17 protein-coding genes are annotated in these 17,133 nt (G+C 73.8%); 9 read left to right on the top strand and 8 right to left on the bottom strand.

All coding sequences use genetic code 11. The features are described from left to right. Positions 1-188 precede the first annotated feature (188 nt). Positions 189-1,331 (top strand): glycosyltransferase family 4 protein, encoded by a 1,143-nt coding sequence (locus tag ACFV1L_RS27350; protein ID WP_380370508.1) that lies wholly within the window; start codon positions 189-191, stop codon positions 1,329-1,331. A 66-nt stretch (positions 1,332-1,397) separates the two neighbouring features. Here the strand turns inward: ACFV1L_RS27350 and ACFV1L_RS27345 are convergent, their stop codons facing one another. Next, the gene (locus tag ACFV1L_RS27345) at positions 1,398-3,194 is read right to left on the bottom strand and encodes an AMP-dependent synthetase/ligase (protein WP_380370507.1); all 1,797 of its coding nucleotides are present in this window, start codon (positions 3,192-3,194) and stop codon (positions 1,398-1,400) included. Between the two features lie 248 nt (positions 3,195-3,442). Between ACFV1L_RS27345 and ACFV1L_RS27340 the strand changes: the two genes are divergently transcribed. From ACFV1L_RS27340 to ACFV1L_RS27320, 5 genes are all read left to right on the top strand, one after another. Next, positions 3,443-3,877, top strand: a complete 435-nt coding sequence (locus tag ACFV1L_RS27340) for an SRPBCC family protein (protein ID WP_380370505.1) — start codon at positions 3,443-3,445, stop codon at positions 3,875-3,877. 8 nt (positions 3,878-3,885) lie between these two features. Further along, positions 3,886-5,076 (top strand): ArsA family ATPase, encoded by a 1,191-nt coding sequence (locus ACFV1L_RS27335; RefSeq protein ID WP_380370504.1) that lies wholly within the window; start codon positions 3,886-3,888, stop codon positions 5,074-5,076. Continuing rightward, positions 5,076-5,354, top strand: a complete 279-nt coding sequence (locus ACFV1L_RS27330; RefSeq protein WP_380370502.1) for a DUF5304 family protein — start codon at positions 5,076-5,078, stop codon at positions 5,352-5,354. The genes ACFV1L_RS27335 and ACFV1L_RS27330 overlap by 1 nt, the downstream gene beginning before the upstream one ends. Before the next feature lie 198 nt (positions 5,355-5,552). Continuing rightward, positions 5,553-6,494, top strand: coding sequence for an ROK family glucokinase (locus ACFV1L_RS27325; RefSeq protein ID WP_380370501.1), 942 nt, complete (start codon positions 5,553-5,555; stop codon positions 6,492-6,494). A 154-nt stretch (positions 6,495-6,648) separates the two neighbouring features. Further along, the gene (locus tag ACFV1L_RS27320; protein ID WP_380370500.1) at positions 6,649-7,407 is read left to right on the top strand and encodes an endonuclease/exonuclease/phosphatase family protein; all 759 of its coding nucleotides are present in this window, start codon (positions 6,649-6,651) and stop codon (positions 7,405-7,407) included. 55 nt (positions 7,408-7,462) lie between these two features. On the opposite strand, the gene ACFV1L_RS27315 is transcribed toward ACFV1L_RS27320, so the two are convergent. Beyond that, the gene (locus ACFV1L_RS27315) at positions 7,463-8,059 is read right to left on the bottom strand and encodes a hypothetical protein (RefSeq protein ID WP_380370497.1); all 597 of its coding nucleotides are present in this window, start codon (positions 8,057-8,059) and stop codon (positions 7,463-7,465) included. Between the two features lie 10 nt (positions 8,060-8,069). Further along, positions 8,070-8,849, bottom strand: coding sequence for an alpha/beta hydrolase (locus tag ACFV1L_RS27310; RefSeq protein ID WP_380370495.1), 780 nt, complete (start codon positions 8,847-8,849; stop codon positions 8,070-8,072). A 178-nt stretch (positions 8,850-9,027) separates the two neighbouring features. Here ACFV1L_RS27310 and ACFV1L_RS27305 point away from each other — a divergent pair, with 178 nt between their 5' ends. The 3 genes from ACFV1L_RS27305 to ACFV1L_RS27295 all read left to right on the top strand — a co-directional run bounded on the left by ACFV1L_RS27305 (position 9,028) and on the right by ACFV1L_RS27295 (position 11,747). After that, positions 9,028-9,870: a lysophospholipid acyltransferase family protein gene (locus ACFV1L_RS27305; protein ID WP_380370553.1), complete on the top strand. Its 843-nt coding sequence runs from the start codon at positions 9,028-9,030 to the stop codon at positions 9,868-9,870. A gap of 109 nt (positions 9,871-9,979) precedes the next feature. Further along, complete coding sequence (gene macS / locus ACFV1L_RS27300; protein ID WP_380370493.1) at positions 9,980-11,086, top strand: MacS family sensor histidine kinase; 1,107 nt, start codon at positions 9,980-9,982, stop codon at positions 11,084-11,086. Then, a complete protein-coding gene (locus tag ACFV1L_RS27295) occupies positions 11,079-11,747 on the top strand; it encodes a response regulator (RefSeq protein ID WP_380370491.1) in 669 nt (222 codons plus the stop codon). Before macS ends, ACFV1L_RS27295 begins: the two co-directional genes overlap by 8 nt. Here the strand turns inward: ACFV1L_RS27295 and ACFV1L_RS27290 are convergent. From ACFV1L_RS27290 to ACFV1L_RS27270, 5 genes are all read right to left on the bottom strand, one after another. Next, positions 11,744-12,622, bottom strand: coding sequence for a transporter substrate-binding domain-containing protein (locus ACFV1L_RS27290; protein ID WP_380370488.1), 879 nt, complete (start codon positions 12,620-12,622; stop codon positions 11,744-11,746). The genes ACFV1L_RS27295 and ACFV1L_RS27290 overlap by 4 nt on opposite strands. A gap of 8 nt (positions 12,623-12,630) precedes the next feature. Beyond that, positions 12,631-13,554 (bottom strand): hypothetical protein, encoded by a 924-nt coding sequence (locus tag ACFV1L_RS27285; protein WP_380370486.1) that lies wholly within the window; start codon positions 13,552-13,554, stop codon positions 12,631-12,633. 33 nt (positions 13,555-13,587) lie between these two features. Continuing rightward, positions 13,588-14,478 (bottom strand): trypsin-like peptidase domain-containing protein, encoded by an 891-nt coding sequence (locus ACFV1L_RS27280; RefSeq protein WP_380370484.1) that lies wholly within the window; start codon positions 14,476-14,478, stop codon positions 13,588-13,590. Then, positions 14,475-14,825: a CU044_2847 family protein gene (locus ACFV1L_RS27275; protein WP_380370482.1), complete on the bottom strand. Its 351-nt coding sequence runs from the start codon at positions 14,823-14,825 to the stop codon at positions 14,475-14,477. The genes ACFV1L_RS27280 and ACFV1L_RS27275 overlap by 4 nt, the downstream gene beginning before the upstream one ends. Before the next feature lie 69 nt (positions 14,826-14,894). Next, positions 14,895-16,862, bottom strand: coding sequence for an anthranilate synthase family protein (locus ACFV1L_RS27270; protein WP_380370479.1), 1,968 nt, complete (start codon positions 16,860-16,862; stop codon positions 14,895-14,897). Between the last annotated feature and the right edge of the window lie 271 nt (positions 16,863-17,133).

Below are 17,133 nucleotides of genomic sequence, written 5' to 3'. Positions count from 1 at the left end.
ACCGCATCGGTTGCGGCGGTGTCCTCAAACTTCTCCGAACCGTGTCCGAACCTTCCGGTCCTGCGACGGTCCCGCCGCGCCGCCGCCGGCGGGTACGGGCCGCGTTCCCGGGGGACGGGCACGGTGACCTATCGTACGGACCACTCACAGGTACTCCGAGCACCCCCTGACCGAGCGAGCCGCGGCACATGAACAGAACCCTCATCGTCACCAACGACTTTCCGCCCAGGCCAGGCGGCATCCAGGCGTTCGTCCACAACATGGCCGTCCGGCAGCCCGCCGGGTCGGTCGTGGTGTACGCCTCCACCTGGCGCGACGGCCGGGAGGTCGCGGAGTTCGACGCCGCCCAGCCCTTCCCGGTCGTCCGCGACCGCACGAGGATGATGCTGCCCACCACCCGGACCACCCGGCGGGCCGTCGAGATCCTGCGCGCCGAGAAGTGCACCTCCGTCTGGTTCGGCGCCGCCGCCCCGCTCGGGCTGATGGCCCCCACCCTGCGCCGGGCCGGCGCCGAGCGGCTGCTCGGCATGACCCACGGGCACGAGGCCGCGTGGGCCCAACTGCCGGTCTCCGCACAGCTGCTGCGGCGGATCGGCGGCAACACGGACGTCCTCACCTACCTCGGTGAGTACACCCGCTCGCGGATCGCCCGGGCGGTCGGGCCGCGGGCCGCCGCGCGGATGGTCCAACTGCCGCCCGGGGTGGACGAGTCGACCTTCCGGCCGGACTCCGGCGGGGACGCCGTCCGGGCCCGGCTCGGCCTGACGGACCGCCCGGTGGTGGTGTGCGTCTCGCGGCTGGTTCCCCGGAAGGGGCAGGACACGCTGATCCGGGCCTTCCCGCAGGTGCTCGCGGCGCAGCCCGACGCGGTGCTGCTGATCGTCGGCGGCGGGCCGTACCGGGGCGAGCTGGAGAAGCTCGCGGACTCGGTCGGCGTGCGCTCCTCGGTCGTCTTCACCGGCGCGGTCCCGTGGGAGGAGCTCCCGGCGCACTACGGGGCCGGGGACGTCTTCGCGATGCCGTGCCGCACCCGCCGGGGCGGGCTGGACGTCGAGGGCCTCGGGATCGTCTACCTGGAGGCCTCGGCGACGGGGCTGCCGGTGGTCGCCGGGGACTCCGGGGGCGCGCCCGACGCCGTGCGGGAGGGGGAGACGGGGTTCGTGGTGCCCGGCAAGGGCGGGGAGGGCGTCCTGGCGGAGCGGCTGGTGCGGCTGCTGGGGGACGCGGAGCTGCGACGGGAGATGGGGGAGGCCGGGCGCAAGTGGGTCCACGACGCCTGGCGCTGGGACATGCTGGCGGAGCGGCTCACGGGCCTGCTGGAGGTGCGGTAGGGCGGGCGCGACGGGGCGCGGGGGAGTGGCCCCGACGCGCCCCGGTTCTCCGCGTCCGCCGGTCCGCTACTTCGTGTAGAGGGCCTCGATGTCGGCGGCGAAGTCCTTGAGGACGACGTTGCGCTTGAGCTTGAGGGACGGGGTGAGGTGCCCGCTGGCCTCGGTGAAGGTGGTGGTGAGGAGGCGGAACTTCTTGACGGCCTCGGCGTGGGAGACGGCCTGGTTGCCGTCGTCGACGGCGGCCTGGAGGGCGGCGAGGAGGTCGGGGTCCTCGCGGAGGTCGGCGACGGTCGCGCCGGCGGGCTTGTTGTTCAGGGCCTTCCAGCGGGGGAAGAAGTCGTCGTCGACCGTGATCAGGCAGGCGATGAACGGCTTGCGGTCGCCGACCACCATGACCTCGCCGACGAGCGCGTGGGCGCGGATGCGGTCCTCGATCACTGCCGGGGCGACGTTCTTGCCGCCGGCGGTGACGATGATCTCCTTCTTGCGGCCCGTGATGGTGAGGTAGCCGTCGTCGTCGAGGGTGCCGATGTCGCCGGTGGCGAACCAGCCGTCGCGGAGGGCCTCGGCGGTGGCGGCGGGGTTGTTCCAGTAGCCGGTGAAGATGTTCGGGCCCTTGAGCAGGACCTCGCCGTCCTCGGCGATGCGGACCGCGGAGCCGGGCAGCGGCTGGCCGACGGTGCCGATCTTGGCCCGGTCGTTCGGGTTGAAGGTGGTGGCGGCGCAGGACTCGGTGAGGCCGTAGCCCTCCAGGACCGTGAAGCCGATGCCGCGGTAGAAGTGGCCGAGCCGCTCGCCGAGCGGGGCGCCGCCGGAGATCGCGGTCTTGCAGCGGCCGCCGAGCGCGTTGCGCAGCTTGACGTAGACCAGCTTGTCGAAGACCGCGTGCTTGATCCGCAGGCCGAGCGAGGGGCCGCCGGCGTCGAGGGCGCGGCTGTAGGCGATGGCGGTGTCCGCGGCGCGGTCGAAGATCTTGCCCTTGCCGTCGGCCTGGGCCTTGGCGCGGGCGGTGTTGTACACCTTCTCGAAGACTCTGGGGACGCCGAGGATCAGCGTCGGTTTGAAGGAGCCGAGCTCGTCGGTGACGTTCCGGATGTCGGAGACGTGGCCGAGCTTGACCGGGGCGATGGCGGCGGCGATCTCGGCGATCCGGCCGAGCACGTGGGCCAGCGGCAGGAACAGCAGCACCGAGGACTCGCCGGTGACGAACAGCTCGGGCATCCGGGCGGTGACGTTGCCGAGCTCCGCGAGGAAGTTGCCGTGGGTGAGCTGACAGCCCTTGGGGCGGCCGGTGGTGCCGGAGGTGTAGACGAGGGTGGCGATCGAGTCGGCGTTCGCGATCACGCGGCGCTCGGCGATCACCTCGTCGGCGACGTCCCGGCCGCCGCGGACCAGCGCGGCGATGCCGTCGCGCTCGATCTGCCAGGCGTGCTTGAGCTCGGGCAGCGCCTCGCGGACCTGGGCGACCACGGCGGCGTGCTGGTCGGTCTCGGTGATCACGGCGAGCGCGCCGGAGTCGCCGAGGATCCACTGGACCTGCTCGGCGGAGGAGGTCTCGTAGACCGGGACGGTGATCGCGCCGGCGGTCCAGATCGCGAAGTCGAGCAGCGTCCACTCGTAGCGGGTGCGGGACATCACGGCGACCCGGTCGCCGGGGCCGACGCCGGCGGCGATCAGGCCCTTGGCGGCGGCGTGCACCTCGGCGAGGAACTGGGCGGCGGTGAGGTCCTGCCACTGCCCGTCGGCCTTGCGACTGAGCACAGCGACGCCCGGGTGCCGCTCCGCGTTCTGGTGGACCAGGTCGGCGAGGTTGCCCTCACTCGGGACCTGGTAGCGGGCCGGAAGGCTGAACTCCTCGAGCAAGACTGCTCCTCGTCTGCGACGCTGCGGGACGACTGGACGTTACTGCTGGGTAGGTGAGTTCGACCAGAGGGGTCGGCCTCGTTGTTCCAATCGTCACATCGCAGGTCGGACGTGGGACGGACCGAAGGGAACCCTACGGCAGTCCGCAGGTGACCCGCCGGTAGGTGCCCCGCGCGGGAAGCGCGCGGCCCCGCCCGCGATAGCCTCTGCTGGGCGAACAGCAGCACAGGGAGATCGCGGAGGCCGCAATGGCGGAGCACACCAGGTCGAGCATTGTCATCGACGCCACCCCGGCCGAGGTGATGGCGGTGATCGCCGATTTCGCCGGCTACCCGGAGTGGACCGACGAACTGAAGGAGATCGAGGTCCTGCAGACCGGACCGGACGGCCGCGCCGCCGAGGTGCGGCTGCTGCTCGACGCCGGCGCGATCCGCGACGAGCACGTGCTCGCCTACACCTGGGACGGCGACCGCGAGGTCGGCTGGACCCTGGTCAAGAGCCAGATGCTGCGCGCCCTGGACGGCTCCTACCGACTCGCCCCTGCGGGCCAGGGCCGCACCGAGGTCACCTACCAGCTGGCCGTGGACGTCAAGATCCCGATGCTCGGCATGATCAAGCGCAAGGCGGAGAAGGTCATCATCGACCGGGCGCTGGCCGGCCTGAAGAAGCGCGTCGAGGGCTGACCGGGCCCGTGGCCACCCGCACCGTACTGATCAGCGGACCGGAGTCCGCCAGGATCGCCGCCGCCACCGCCCTGCACCACGCCCGGCAGGGCAGCGAGACCCTGCTGCTGGCCGCGGACGACCCGCACCGGGCCGTCGACGACCTGCTCGGCGTCCGGCTCGGTTCCGAGCCCGTCGGGCTGGAACGGTGCCTGGCCGCCGTCCGGATCGACGAGCAGGCCGCGTTCCGCTCCGCCCTGGACGGCTACCGCGACCGGCTCGCCCCCGCGCTCGACCTGGTCGGCGCCCAGCCGCTCGACCCCGAGGAGCTCACCCCGCTGCCCGGCACCCGCGCCCTCGCCCTGCTGCGCGCGCTGGCCCGGGCCGAGGCCGAGGTGCTGGTGGTCGCCGCCCCGGCGCCCGCCGAGCTGATCGCCACCCTGGCCCTGCCCGCCCAACTGGAGCGCTACCTCGCCAGGTTGCTGCCCGAACAGCGCCAGGCGGCCCGCGCGCTGCGCCCGCTGCTGGCCGGCCTGGCCGGCGTCCCGATGCCCACCGACAAGCTGTTCGAGGCCCGGGCCGCCGCCTCCGCCGCGCTGGCCGAGGCCGGCGCCGCGGTCACCGCGCCCGGCACCACCGTCCGCCTGGTGCTGGACGCCGCCCGCCCCGCGCCGCGCGCGCTCGCCCGGATCCGGGCCGGGCTCGCCCTGCACGGCCTGCCGCTGGACGCGGTGGTCGCGCACGGCGCGCACCCCGCCTCGGCGGTCGACTCCCCGGACCCGTGGCTGGCCCGCACCGCCGCCCGGCAGCGCGAGCAACTCGCCGACCTGGCGGCACAGTTGGACGTCCCGCTGCTGACCGCCCGGCAGCCCGACGGCAGCCTGGAGGCGCTCGCCGAGCAGCTCTACCGGGCCGGCGCCCCCGGCGTGCCCGCGTCCGGCGAGCCCTGGACCGAGGACCGGCTGGCCGCCGAGAACCTGCTGATATGGCACCTCCCGCTGCCCGGCGCCGACCGCGAGGACCTCGAACTGCTGCGCCGCGGCGACGAACTGGTCCTCGGCGCCGGAAGCTACCGGCGGGTCGTGGCACTCCCGTCCGCGCTGCGCCGTTGCACGGTCAGCGGGGCCGGCCTGGTCGACGGGACGCTGTCGGTGCGGTTCACCCCCGATCCGGCACTGTGGCCGCGCGGGCAGCGGGATCCTTCGGACGGGAGCGTGTGATGGGTACGGAACAGCCGGGCGGGACGGGCGACTTCGCGCCGCTGGTGGAAGAGGTGCGGAAGTTCGCTACCGCGCTCGGCGGCAAGGCCGTCGAGATCGGCGGCCGACTGCGCGAGTCCAACCCCGAGGTGTACGGCCACCTGGCCGCCGCCGGCGGGGAGCTGCTGGCCGCCTACCGGGCCGCGGTGGCCGGCCACGAACAGCGCTGGTCGGCGCCCCAACACGCCGAGACCGAGCGGGTGGACCTCGACGGGGCCGAAGGGGCCTCCGACAAGTAGTTAAGCCGGTGCTTCGTCAGCGTCACGTTATGGTTTCGAGCCATCACCGAACGGGACGGTCGATATGACTTCTGAAGGCATACGGCCAAGTTCGCCGCGAAATGCCTTCGGATAATGTAGGCCGGACTGTGTACGTGGGCACCCCTCAGCCGGTACCGTTTCCCGCTGAGCGGGAACGAGTGAATAGCTGAGGGACACATGGCTCTGACCATCGGCGTGGACGTCGGCGGTACCAAGATCGCAGCAGGCGTGGTCGACGAGTCCGGCGAGATTCTGGCCAAGACCCGGGTGCCCACCCCGGCCGACCCCCAGTGGGCGGTCGACGCCATCGCCCAGGGCGTACGGGAGTTGAAGGAGCAGTACCCCGACGTCGCCGCCGTCGGCGTCGGCGCGCCCGGCTTCGTCAGCCGGGACCGCTCCACCGTCCTGATGGCGCCCAACATCGCCTGGGAGAACGAGCCGCTCAAGCAGCGCGTCGAGGAGCTCACCGGCCTGCCCACCGTGGTGGAGAACGACGCCAACTGCGCGGCCTGGGCCGAGTTCCGGTTCGGCGCCGCCGCCGAGTACGAGGACATGGTCCTGATCACCGTCGGCACCGGCATCGGCGGCGGCATCGTCCTCGACGGCCGCCTGCACCGCGGCCGGTTCGGCGTGGCCGGCGAGATCGGCCACCTCAACATGGTCCCCGACGGCCTGCCCTGCGGCTGCGGCGGCCACGGCTGCTGGGAGCAGTACGGCTCCGGGCGCTCGCTGCGGCGCTACGGCCGCGAGAAGGCCGCCGCCGACCCGATCGCCGGCAAGCGGATGCTCGAACTCAACGACGGCGTCGCCGAGACCATCCGCGGCATCCACATCACCCAGGCCGCGGAGGAGGGCGACCCGCTGGCCCTCTCCTGCTACGCGGAGATCGCCGACTGGCTCGGCCGCGGCATGGCCGACCTCGCCGCGCTCTTCGACCCGGCCGTCTTCGTCCTCGGCGGTGGCGTCTCCGACTCCGGCCGACTGCTGCTCGACCCGGTCGCGGCGGCGTTCGGCACGTACCTGACGGGCGGTCCGGCGCGGCCGAAGGCCAACGTCGTGCTGGCGTCGATGGGTTCGGCGGCGGGCATCGCCGGGGCGGCGGACCTGGCGCGCAGCTGAGTGCGGTGAACCGCCGGGCACCCGCTCGGTCGGGCCGCAGGCGCCCGCGCGTCGTGGCGCGTGGCGCGATCCGGTCGACGGGTGCCTTCCGCCCCGCGCGGTTCCCCGCGCCCCTGGTGGTGCTTTCCCTCCGCCGCACGTTACTGTCTGTCAGGTGACGGACACTGATGTTGCGTTGGCGTCCTCCGGGGTGGAGCCGGACGGCGCGCGGCGGGTGCGGGTGATGAGTTACAACGTGCGGTCGTTGCGCGACGACCGCGCGGCGGTGGCCCGGGTGATCCGGGCGTGCGATCCGGACGTGGTGTGCGTGCAGGAGTCGCCGCGCTACTGGAAGAGCGAGAAGGCGGCGGCCTGGCTCGCGCACCGGACCGGGATGGTGATCCTGGCCGGCGGCGGCCGCGTCGCCGCGGGCCCGCTGCTGCTCGGCAAGCTGCGGGTGGACGTGGTGGAGCTGCGGGACGTGCTGCTGCCGAAGATCCGGGGGCTGCACGCGCGCGGGTTCGCGAGCGCGCTGCTGCGGATCGGCGGGTCGCGCCCGTTCTCGGTGACCAGCTGCCACCTGAGCCTTCAACCCGAGGAACGGCTGCGGCAGTTCGAGCTGCTGCGGCGCCACCTCCGGCCCGGGGAGCCCTCGGTGGTGGCCGGGGACTTCAACGAGCCGCCGGAGGGCCCGGGTTGGCGGGCGCTCGCGGAGGAGCTGACGGACGCTCACGCGAAGGCGCCGTGGGGCGGCACGCTCACCTCGGTGCCGGCGCTGCCGTACCAGCGGATCGACGGGGTGTTCGCCACGCCCGACATCGACGTGCTGGGCTGCGGAGTGCCGTACCCGCTGCCGGGCGTCTCGGAGGCGGACCTGCGGGCGGCGACCGACCACCTGCCGGTGCTGGCGGCGCTGCGGATCCCCGCGCCCTGACGGGCCGTGCGGGCCGGGGCCGAGCGGTCGTCGGCCCCGGTGCCCGGCGCGGGCGTCAGACGACGGCGCCGCCGTTGGGGTCCTCGGGCTCGTCCTCGTCGCGGTCCTTCATCCGGGAGACCAGGGTGGCGAAGCCGCCGAGGAAGGCGAGGCCGCCGACCCAGGCGGGCCAGCCGGAGACCTCGCGCCAGACGACCGCGTCGAACAGGATCAGCGCCGGCCCGCCGAGGACGGCCAGCCAGGCGAACTTGGCGGTGGTGTCGGCCGGCGGGAGCGGCGGGGGCTCCGGCGGGACGAAGTGGTCCTCGTCCTCGTCCTCCGCGAGCGAGTAGTCGCGCGGGCCGCCGTCGGCGGGGCGGGGGACCGGGCGGGGCGTGAAGTCGCCGAGGCCGGTGGGGCCGGTGGGCGCGCTCGGCCGCCGGACGGGCCGCTCGGGGACGTTCTCCGCGTCGGGCCAGACCGGGTCGGTGGCGTCCACCGGCTCGTCGAACTGGGCGACCAGCGCGGCGAAGATCGCGTCCTGCTCGGCCTGGCTGCCGGCGGCGGGGCGCCGCGGGGCGGGCTCGGGCGCGGCTGCTTCGGCGGACTCGGCCGCCTTCGGGTCGTCGCGGGGCAGGTCCTCGTCGTCGTTCGCCTTGCTGGTCTCGTTCACTATCGGCCTTTCAGCCCGAGTGGTTCCCGGCATCGACCGCCGCTGCCGGTGCCAGCCGCCGGACGAAGTCGAGGCTCGCCTCGAAGATCAGACCGGCGTCGTGGTCCAGCGTGGCCACGTGGAAGCTGCGGTCGAGCAGCAGCTCCGTCACATCGGTCGAGGATATCCGGGCGAGCACCATCGCCGAGTTGCTCGGCGAGACCACGTGGTCCTGCGGACTGTGCAACAGCAGAACGGGTTGGGTGACGGCGGGCATTCCCGCCTGAACGCTCTTCCACAGCCTGGCCAGTGACCAGGCGGCGTGCAGCGGAACCCGGTCGTAGCCGACCTCGACCGCGCCGGGCAGCGCGATGTCCCCGGCGACGCCGGGCAGCGACGGCACCAGGTGGCGGAGCACCGGAAGGAGTACCGTCCCGGGGTTGTCGGAGCGCACCGACGGGTTGACGAGCACCAGTCCGGAGATCCGGTCGCCGTGCTTCTCGGCGAGCTTGAGGGCCAGCGCCGAGCCCATCGACAGGGCGCAGACGAAGACCTGCTCGCAGCGGGCGGCCAGTTCGGCGAGGGCGGCGTCGGCGGTGGCGAACCAGTCCTCCCAGCGGGTCGCCCCGAGGTCCTGCCAGCGGGTGCCGTGGCCGGGCAGCAGCGGGGCGGCGACGGTGAGCCCGGCGGCGGCCAGGTGTTCGGCCCACGGGCGCATGGACTGCGGGGAACCGGTGAAACCGTGGACGAGCAGCACGCCGACCGGACCGCCGTCGTGGCGGTACGGCTCGGCTCCCGGCAGCAGCGGCATCGGCAGGACTCCTGGAAGTGCGGGGCAGGGTGAGGGTGGCTCGATCGTCCCACGGGCGGCAAGCCCCGTACAGAGGCCCTGGGCGGGGCGGACGGATCGCCGGTGCACGGGTGCGCGGGCGCAAGCATTAGGATCGTCCGGTCCGCACAACAGGAGGCCCCGGTTGTTCTACCGACTGATGAAGATGATCGTCGCGCCGCTGCTGCGGATCTTCTTCCGGCCGTGGATGGAGGGCGAGGAGAACATTCCGGACGAAGGTCCGGCCATCCTCGCCAGCAACCACCTGTCCTTCTCGGACTCGTTCTTCCTACCCGCGCTGCTCAAGCGGCGGGTGACCTTCATCGCGAAGGCCGAGTACTTCACCACGCCCGGCATCAAGGGCCGGCTGACCGCCGCGTTCTTCAAGGGCGTCGGCCAGCTGCCGGTGGACCGCTCGGGCGCCCGCGGCGCCGGCGAGGCCGCGATCCGCAGCGGCATCGCGGTGATCGAGCGCGGCGAGGTGTTCGGCGTCTACCCGGAGGGCACCCGCTCGCCCGACGGCAAGCTGTACCGCGGCAAGGTCGGCGGCCTGGCCCGGGTCGCGCTGGCCACCGGCGCGCCGGTGATCCCGGTCGCGATGATCGACACCGAGAAGGTGCAGCCGCCCGGCCAGGTGATCCCGAACTTCGGCGTCCGGCCCGGCATCCGGATCGGCCGCCCGCTGGACTTCTCCCGCTACCAGGGCATGGAGAACGACCGGTTCATCCTCCGCTCGGTCACCGACGAGGTGATGTACGAGATCATGCGGCTGTCCGGCCAGGAGTACGTGGACATCTACGCGACCGCCGCGAAGCGCCAGCTCGCGGAGGAGAAGAAGGCCGCCGACGCGGACCGCAAGGCGCAGCAGAAGGCCGAGAAGCAGGCCGCCGCCGAGCAGGCCGCAGCGGAGAAGGCCGAGCAGGCGGAGAAGGCAGCCGAGCAGGCGGGGAAGTCCGAGCAGGCGGAGAAGGCAGCCGAGCAGGAGAAGGACGCCGGGGCCTGACCGGCCGTCAGGGGGGCTTGCAGTGCAGGAGCACAGACCCGTCCCGGCCCGGTCCGGGAACGGCAGGCCGGCCCCGTCGGGGCCGGCCGCGGCCGTGGTGGCCGGCGGGATGTCGGTGGAGCTGCCGATGTGGCGCGCCATGGGGTACTTCCGGGTGCTGGCGCTGGGCTACGCGGTGCTGCGGTTCTTCACCGCGTACCGGGAGTTCCTGCACCCGGTGTCCGGCTGGATCTACCTGGGCGCACTGACCCTGTGGACGCTGGCCAGCACCCGGGCGTTCGCCGGCCCGAAGCGCTGCACCTGGGCGGTGCTCGGCACCGACCTGCTGTTCGCGGTGTTCGGCATCGTGATGAGCGGCTTCATCGACACCCCCGCCCGGGTCCACGCCGGCGCGCCGACGCTGCCCACCATCTGGGCGGCCGGCACCGTGCTGGGCTTCGCCGGCAAGGGCGGCTGGCGGCCCGCCGCGTTCGCCGGGGCGGTGATCGGCGCCGCCAACATCCTCGGCCACGGCGGGATCAGCCCCGACAACCTGCACAACATCGTGCTGCTGCTGGTCGCGGGCTGCGCGATCGGCTACGTCATCGAACTCGCCCGGGCCAGCGAGGCGGTGCTCACCCGCGCCCTGCAGGTGGAGGCCGCCACCCGGGAACGCGAACGGCTGTCCCGGGACATCCACGACGGCGTCCTGCAGGTGCTCGCCCTGGTGCACCGTCAGCAGGGCGACTCCGCCGAGCTCGGCCGCCTGGCGGGAGAACAGGAACGGGCCCTGCGCGCCCTGATGACGGGCACTCAACTGCCCGAGCAGGCCGACGGCGAGGCGGACCTGCGCCCGCTGATCTCCCGGCACGCGGACGAGCGGATCAGCGTCGCCGCACCCGCCACGCCGGTGGTGCTGCCCGCGCAGGTGGCCGCCGAACTGGCCGCCGCGGTGGCGGCCGCGCTCGACAACGTCCGGAAGCACGCGGGCGACGGCGCGCGGGCCTGGATCCTGGTGGAGGACGAGCCGGAGGCCGTCACCGTCTCGGTCCGCGACGACGGCCCGGGCTTCCCCGCCGAGCGGCTGGCGCAGGCGCAGCGCGACGGCCGGCTCGGCGTGGCGCAGTCGATCCGCGGCCGGATGCTGGACCTCGGCGGCAGCGCCGAGCTGTACTCGGTGCCCGGCCAGGGCGTCGAGGTGGAACTGCGGTGGCCGCGGAGGGGTGGCGATGACTGAACAGCCGGTGCGGGTGATGGTGGTGGACGACCACCCGATGTGGCGCGAGGGCGTGGCCCGGGACCTGGCGGAGGCCGGGTTCGCGGTGGTGGCGACCGCCGGGGACGGTGAGGAGGCGGTGCGCCGGGCCCGGGCCAGCGCCCCGCAGGTGGTGGTGCTGGACCTCAACCTGCCGGCGCTTCCCGGCGTGGAGGTGTGCCGCCAGGTGGTGGCCGCCGACCCGGCGGTGCGGGTGCTGGTGCTGTCCGCGAGCGGCGAGCACGCCGACGTGCTGGAGGCGGTGAAGTCCGGGGCCACCGGCTACCTGGTGAAGTCCGCCGGCCGCGAGGAGCTGATCGACGCGGTGCGCCGCACCGCGGTCGGCGACCCGGTCTTCACCCCCGGGCTGGCCGGACTGGTGCTCGGCGAGTTCCGCCGCCTGGCCACCGAGCCCGGAACGCCCGCGCAGCCGGCCGCGCCGCAACTCACCCCCCGGGAGACCGAGGTGCTGCGGCTGGTCGCCAAGGGCCTGTCGTACCGTCAGATCGCCGACCGCCTGGTGCTCTCGCACCGCACCGTGCAGAACCACGTCCAGAACACCCTGGGCAAGCTCCAGCTGCACAACCGGGTCGAGCTGGTGCGGTACGCGATCGAGCAGGGGCTGGACGAGGAGCTGGGCTAGGCCGAGCAGCGGTCGCCGACCGAGGTGGTGACGGGGTGGAAGGTGTCGTTGATCTCCTCGTTGGTGAAGTCGGTGAGCCCGAGGTTCTCCTTGAGCGTGGTGGTCCAGTCGGTGTCGTTGAGGTAGTCGGCGATCGCCTGGCGCAGCAGCTCGCAGGCCTTCCGGTGCCCCTTGGGCAGCATCATCATCAGGTACTGCGGCCGGCCGATCCGGGCGTTCCGCGGTACCCGGTAGGCGTGCGAGGTGCCGGTTCCGGAGTTGACCGCGATGCCCTGGAGGACCACGAAGTCGGCGAGCACGGCGTCGGCGGTGCCGTCGTCGAGGCGGTCGATGCAGCCGCTGAGGTCGGTGGCGGTGACGGGGGGCCGGCCGCCGTTGGCGACCAGCGTGTTGTAGGCGGTGGTGTACTCCTGCGCGCAGACGGCGAGCGGGCGGAGGTCCTCGGCCTTGTTGACCTCGCGGCTGTCGGAGGCCTTCAGCAGGACGCCGAGCGGGGTCTGCAGGTAGGGGCCGGCCAGGTCGAAGTCGTTCTTCAGGCTGTCCTGTTCGGAGATGTCGGCGATCACCAGGTCGACCTTGTTGTGGTTGGTCTTCCCGTCGAGGAGGGCTTCCTTCCAGTTGGCGGTGGTCACCGGCAGCGAGGTGAAGTCGCGGTGCAGCAGGCCCTGCACCACCTTCTGGGCCACGTGCGGTTCGAAGCCGACGTAGTCGCCCTTGCCGGTGAGGACGGACATGCCGGGGCGGCCGTCCTTGAAGCCGATCTTGATCGGGTCGGCGTCGAACGGGTCCGGCTTGCTGTCCTCGGAGCAGCCGAACGCGGCGGCGGACAGCAGGAGCAGGCAGGCTGCCAGGCGGGCGGGGCGCGGTATGTGCACGGGAACTCCTATCGCTCGAAGTCGACGCGCTGGGTGTCGATGTGCCGCCTGCACGCGGACTCCCCGTTCAGGCTCAGGGTGATGCGCAGCTTGGACTGGCCGGCCGGGACGGCGACGGACAGCGGCCGGTCCAGCGGCTGCCAGGCGGTGTGCCCGCCCGGTTCGGCCTGGAGGGCGATCAGCAGGCCGGGGCAGGCCCCCTGGCCGGGGTCCGGATCTGTCAGCGCGGGGTGCAGCACCAGGCGGGTCGCGTCGGCCGGGACGTCCACCTCGGCCCAGGACGGGTCGGTCGGGCCGAACTCGGTCTTCGACCAGACCACCGCCCGACCGGGCAGCGGCGGCGGGTCGTCCGGCAGTGCCGCCGTCACCACGCCTGCGGCGGCCAGCAGGACGGCCCCGGCCGTGAGCACCGTCCAACGCCGGGGCGAGCGCCCGTAGGAGAGGGGGGAACGCGAGCGCTCCACCTCCTTCCGGGCCAGCTGGGCCAACTGGGGTTCGACGCGCCCGAGTTCGAGCAGCAGGCGATCCGGGCTGCCACTGGTCAGGGCCTGCGCGGCCAGGTCGAAGAGATCGCCGCGGGAGAGGCGTTGCGGCGACTGCGTCGAGAACTGGAGTACCTCGGCGATCACCACCAGGTCGGCGCGCTGGCTCGCGCGCAGCCCCGGGGCGCCCTGCGCCTGGGCGAGGAACCCCACCCAGGCGCCGCGCAGTTGGTGGCCCATGGTCCAGGTCAGCCAGTCGTGCAGGTGGGAGATGGCGGCGGCGGGCTGGGCGTGGTCCTCGGCCAGGTACTTGGCGATCCGCCGGGCGGAGCGCGCGAGGTTGTTGGGGCGCACTTGGACGACGTAGCCGGTGTGTTCGGCCAGGTACTGTTCCAAGTCGGTGAGTGGCTCGGCGAGTTCGTACCAGCCCGACAGGATGCGCTGCAGCATGTGCCGGGTCTCCCTGGTGCAGCGGTCCATGTCTCACCCCTCCGGGTCGATGTGCAGCAGCTGTGCGAGGTCGTCGAGGGCCTGTTGCGGGCCGCAGATGGTGAAGGCGGCGTTCAGCAGGGCGCGCAGGGCGGTGGTCGGGTCGCGGTGGTTCAGGCAGGCGGCGGCGATGCCGCTCAGGTGCAGGAAGGCGAGCGCGTTGTAGGGGACCCTGATGCCCGCCGTCGGGCCGAGTTCCGCGTTGACGTACTGGATCAGCGCCAGGCGGGCCGGCGGATCCTGGAGCAGGTCGACGTCGGCCAGCAGGCGGGCGCAGGCGTGGGCGGTGACTTTGCGGCCCGGCGGCGCGGGCGGGCGTTCGCCGAGCAGGGGGAGCAGGGCGGAGACCGGGGTGATCCAGCCGCCCCTGGTTTCGGAGGTGTGCGCGGTGGCCTTCACCACGCCGATCACCCGGCCGTTGCCGTCGATCGCCATGCTGCCGCTCAACCCGAAGGGGATCGAGCCGAGTTGGACCCGGAGGCCGAGCCCGGAGGGGCCCGCCACGGTCAGCTGGGCGGACTCCGGGCCGACCTCGTGGGTCACCTCGTTCACCGCGAAGCCGTGCACCAGCGCGGCGGCGCCGTTCACGATGTCCCGGTCGGAGAGCGGCACCGAGGGTGCCCCCGCCAGGCCGGGGACGTCCAGCACCGCCAGGTCCGGCGGCGGGTGGGCGGCCGCGCCGGGCGGGCGTTCGGGCGGGGCCAGCAGGACCACCCGGGCCGGGTGCGCGGCGCCGGCGTGGCGGGCGGTGAGCGTCGGACGCCCGGCCACCACGTGGGCGCAGCTGATCACCCGGCCCGCTCCGAGGTGGAAGCCGCTGCCGAGGAACTCCCCGTCCGCTCCGGCCAGCCAGAGCGCGGCGGCCGGCGCGCCGTGCGCCGTCACTCGGCGGGGCGATCGTCCGGGCGCGACCAGCCGAGCCGCACCACCAGGCTGGCCTCGCCGGACGCCTCCGCCAGGACGCTGATCAACTGGCCGGATTTCACGCCCAGGGTGAGCCCGAACTCCACCTCGAAGGAGTCCGGGTCGCCGGCCTCCCGCGCGGTGTCCCGGGCCCACCGGCCCACCGCGCGGACCGTCCGCCGGACGTCGCCCAGGCTGTGCGTCACCGCCCGGGAGACCGCCCCCGCGTCCCCGGCCGTCGGCTGGGAGCCCGCGCGGACGGCCGCGTGCAGGACGGTGCCGTCGTCGAGGACGATCTCCACCGTGTCGTGCTCTGTCGAATGCGCCATGTCCCCCTCCATGCCCGCTCGCGAAGCAGGATATGAATATCAGTCAACTCCGCGTCCGCACTACGCATTTCAGGGGATGTTGCGGGTGCGGCCGAAGGGTCGGCCGTGCACTGCCGGGACGGTGCGCAGCAGTTCGGCGACGATCTCCACGCCGTCCCTGGTGAGCACCGACTCGGGGTGGAACTGGACGCCCGCGAAACCCGGGCCGCGCAGGGCGTGCACGTCGCCGGTACGCGGGTCGCGGGCCACCTCGACGCCCTCGGCGGCCAACCGCAGCGCCGCCGCATCGTCGCAGCGGGCCGTGAAGGTGTTGTAGAAGCCGACGGTGCGGCGGGTGCCGAACAGGTCGACGGCCTCCTGGGCGCCCTGGTACGGCACGGCCTTGCGGGCCAGCGGCAGGCCGAGCTGCGCGGACAGCAGCTGGTGGCCGAGGCAGACCGCGAGCAGCGGGGCGGTCCGGGAGCCGTCCCGGGCCGCGGCCAGGGCGTCCGCGACGACCGGGCGCAGCAGCGCCATCTTGGGGTCGGCCGGGTCGGCGGGGTCGCCGGGGCCGGGGCCGAGCACCAGCGGGCCGGGGTGGGCGGCGGCCCGCTCGCGCAGCCCGGGGGTGTCGTGGCGGAGCACGGTGACGGTGTGCCCCAGCGAGCGCAGCAGGTGGGCGAGCATCGCGGTGAAGGTGTCCTCGCCGTCGACCACCAGCGCGTCGCGGTCCTCGCGCGGCAGCGCGGGCTGCTGCAGCCGCAGCCAGAACGGGGCGAGTCCGGCCCGGCGGGAGTCCAGCGCGGCCTGCACCCGGTGGTCCTCGCCGAGCCGGGGCCGGGCGGCGGCGGCCTTCGCGGGCCGGCCCGGGCGGGCGCCGATCGCGGCGAGCACGCCGGCCGCCTTGGCGTGCGTCTCGGCGACCTCCGAGTACGGGTCGGAGTGCCGGACCAGGGTGGCGCCGACCCGGACCACGAGCGAGCCGTCGGCGGGGTCGATGTCGGCGGTCCGGATGCAGATCGGCGAGTCCAACTGCTGGCCGCCGCTGGCGGAGCGGCCGATCAGCGCCAGCGCGCCGGAGTAGTAGCCGCGCCCGCCGCGCTCGTACCGGTCGATGACCCGGGTGGCGTTCTGGACGGGGCTGCCGGTGACGGTCGCGGCGAACATGGTCTCCCGGAGCACCTCGCGGACGTCCAGCGAGGTGCGGCCGCGCAGTTCGTACTCGGTGTGCGCGAGGTGCGACATCTCCTTCAGGCGCGGCCCGAGCACCTGCCCGCCGAGGTCGCCGACCGCGCACATCATCTTCAGCTCCTCGTCGACCACCATGGTGAGCTCCTCCAACTCCTTCGGGTCGCGCAGGAATTCGAGGAGGGAGTCGGCGGTGGGCCCGGTTGACGGGTAGCGGTAGGTGCCGGAGATCGGGTTCATCACCACGGTGCCGCCGGACTGCCGGACGTGGACCTCGGGGGAGGCGCCGACCAGCACCCGGTCGCCGGTGTGCACCAGGAACGTCCAGTACGCGCCGCGCTCGTGCTCCAGCAGGCGGCGGAACAGGGTCAGCGCGGTGGCGGTGGAGAAGCCGTCCAGGGCGGCCCGGAAGTCGCGCCGGATCACGAAGTTGGCGCCCTCGCCGCGCCCGATCTCGTCCTCGATGACGGTGCGGACGATCTCGGCGTACTCCTCGTCGCCGAGGTCGAACCCGCCGCCGCGCAGCTCGACCGGCGCGTCCGGCAACGCGGCCAGCACCTCGGCCAGCGGCAGCGCGTACTGCTCGTCCACGGCCAGCGCGCGCAGCGGGGTGCCGTCCTGGCGGGCCGCGAAGCCGCGTTCGCGCAGCTGGGCGTACGGGACCAGGGCCAGCAGGTCGTGCCGGGGGCCGTCGGCGGGGACGCCGTGCCGGACCGGGAGCGCGGCGAGCGTGTCGTGCTCGGAGACGGTGCCGAGCAGCAGCTCGACGGTGTCCGGGGCGAGCCGGGGTGCGCGGCGGTGCAGCAGGGCGAAGGCGGGGGCGCCGGGCGCGGTGAGCCGGGCGAGCAGGTCGGCTGCGGTGGTGGTCACGACTGCGGTGGTCCTTCCGGGGGTTGGCTGCGGGCTCTGCCGCCGCCCTACGGGAAGGCCGTGACGCTGGACACAGACGCCGACGGCCGCCCCGAAGGGCGGCCGTCGATCGTCTCTAGGGACGCGCGATCCGTGGGCCGCCCAACGGGCTGGCCCACCACCAGGAGAAGGTGTGCGTCGCGGTCATGGAGCAGACCATAGCCCACCGGGCGGCGGGCCGGGGGGATGTCCACGACCTGTCTCACCCACCGGGCGGCGTCCCCAATCCGGT

Source organism: Kitasatospora sp. NPDC059646, assembly GCF_042734615.1.
In the GTDB taxonomy this organism is placed as follows: domain Bacteria; phylum Actinomycetota; class Actinomycetes; order Streptomycetales; family Streptomycetaceae; genus Kitasatospora.
This window is presented reverse-complemented; position numbering and strand designations above follow the sequence as displayed.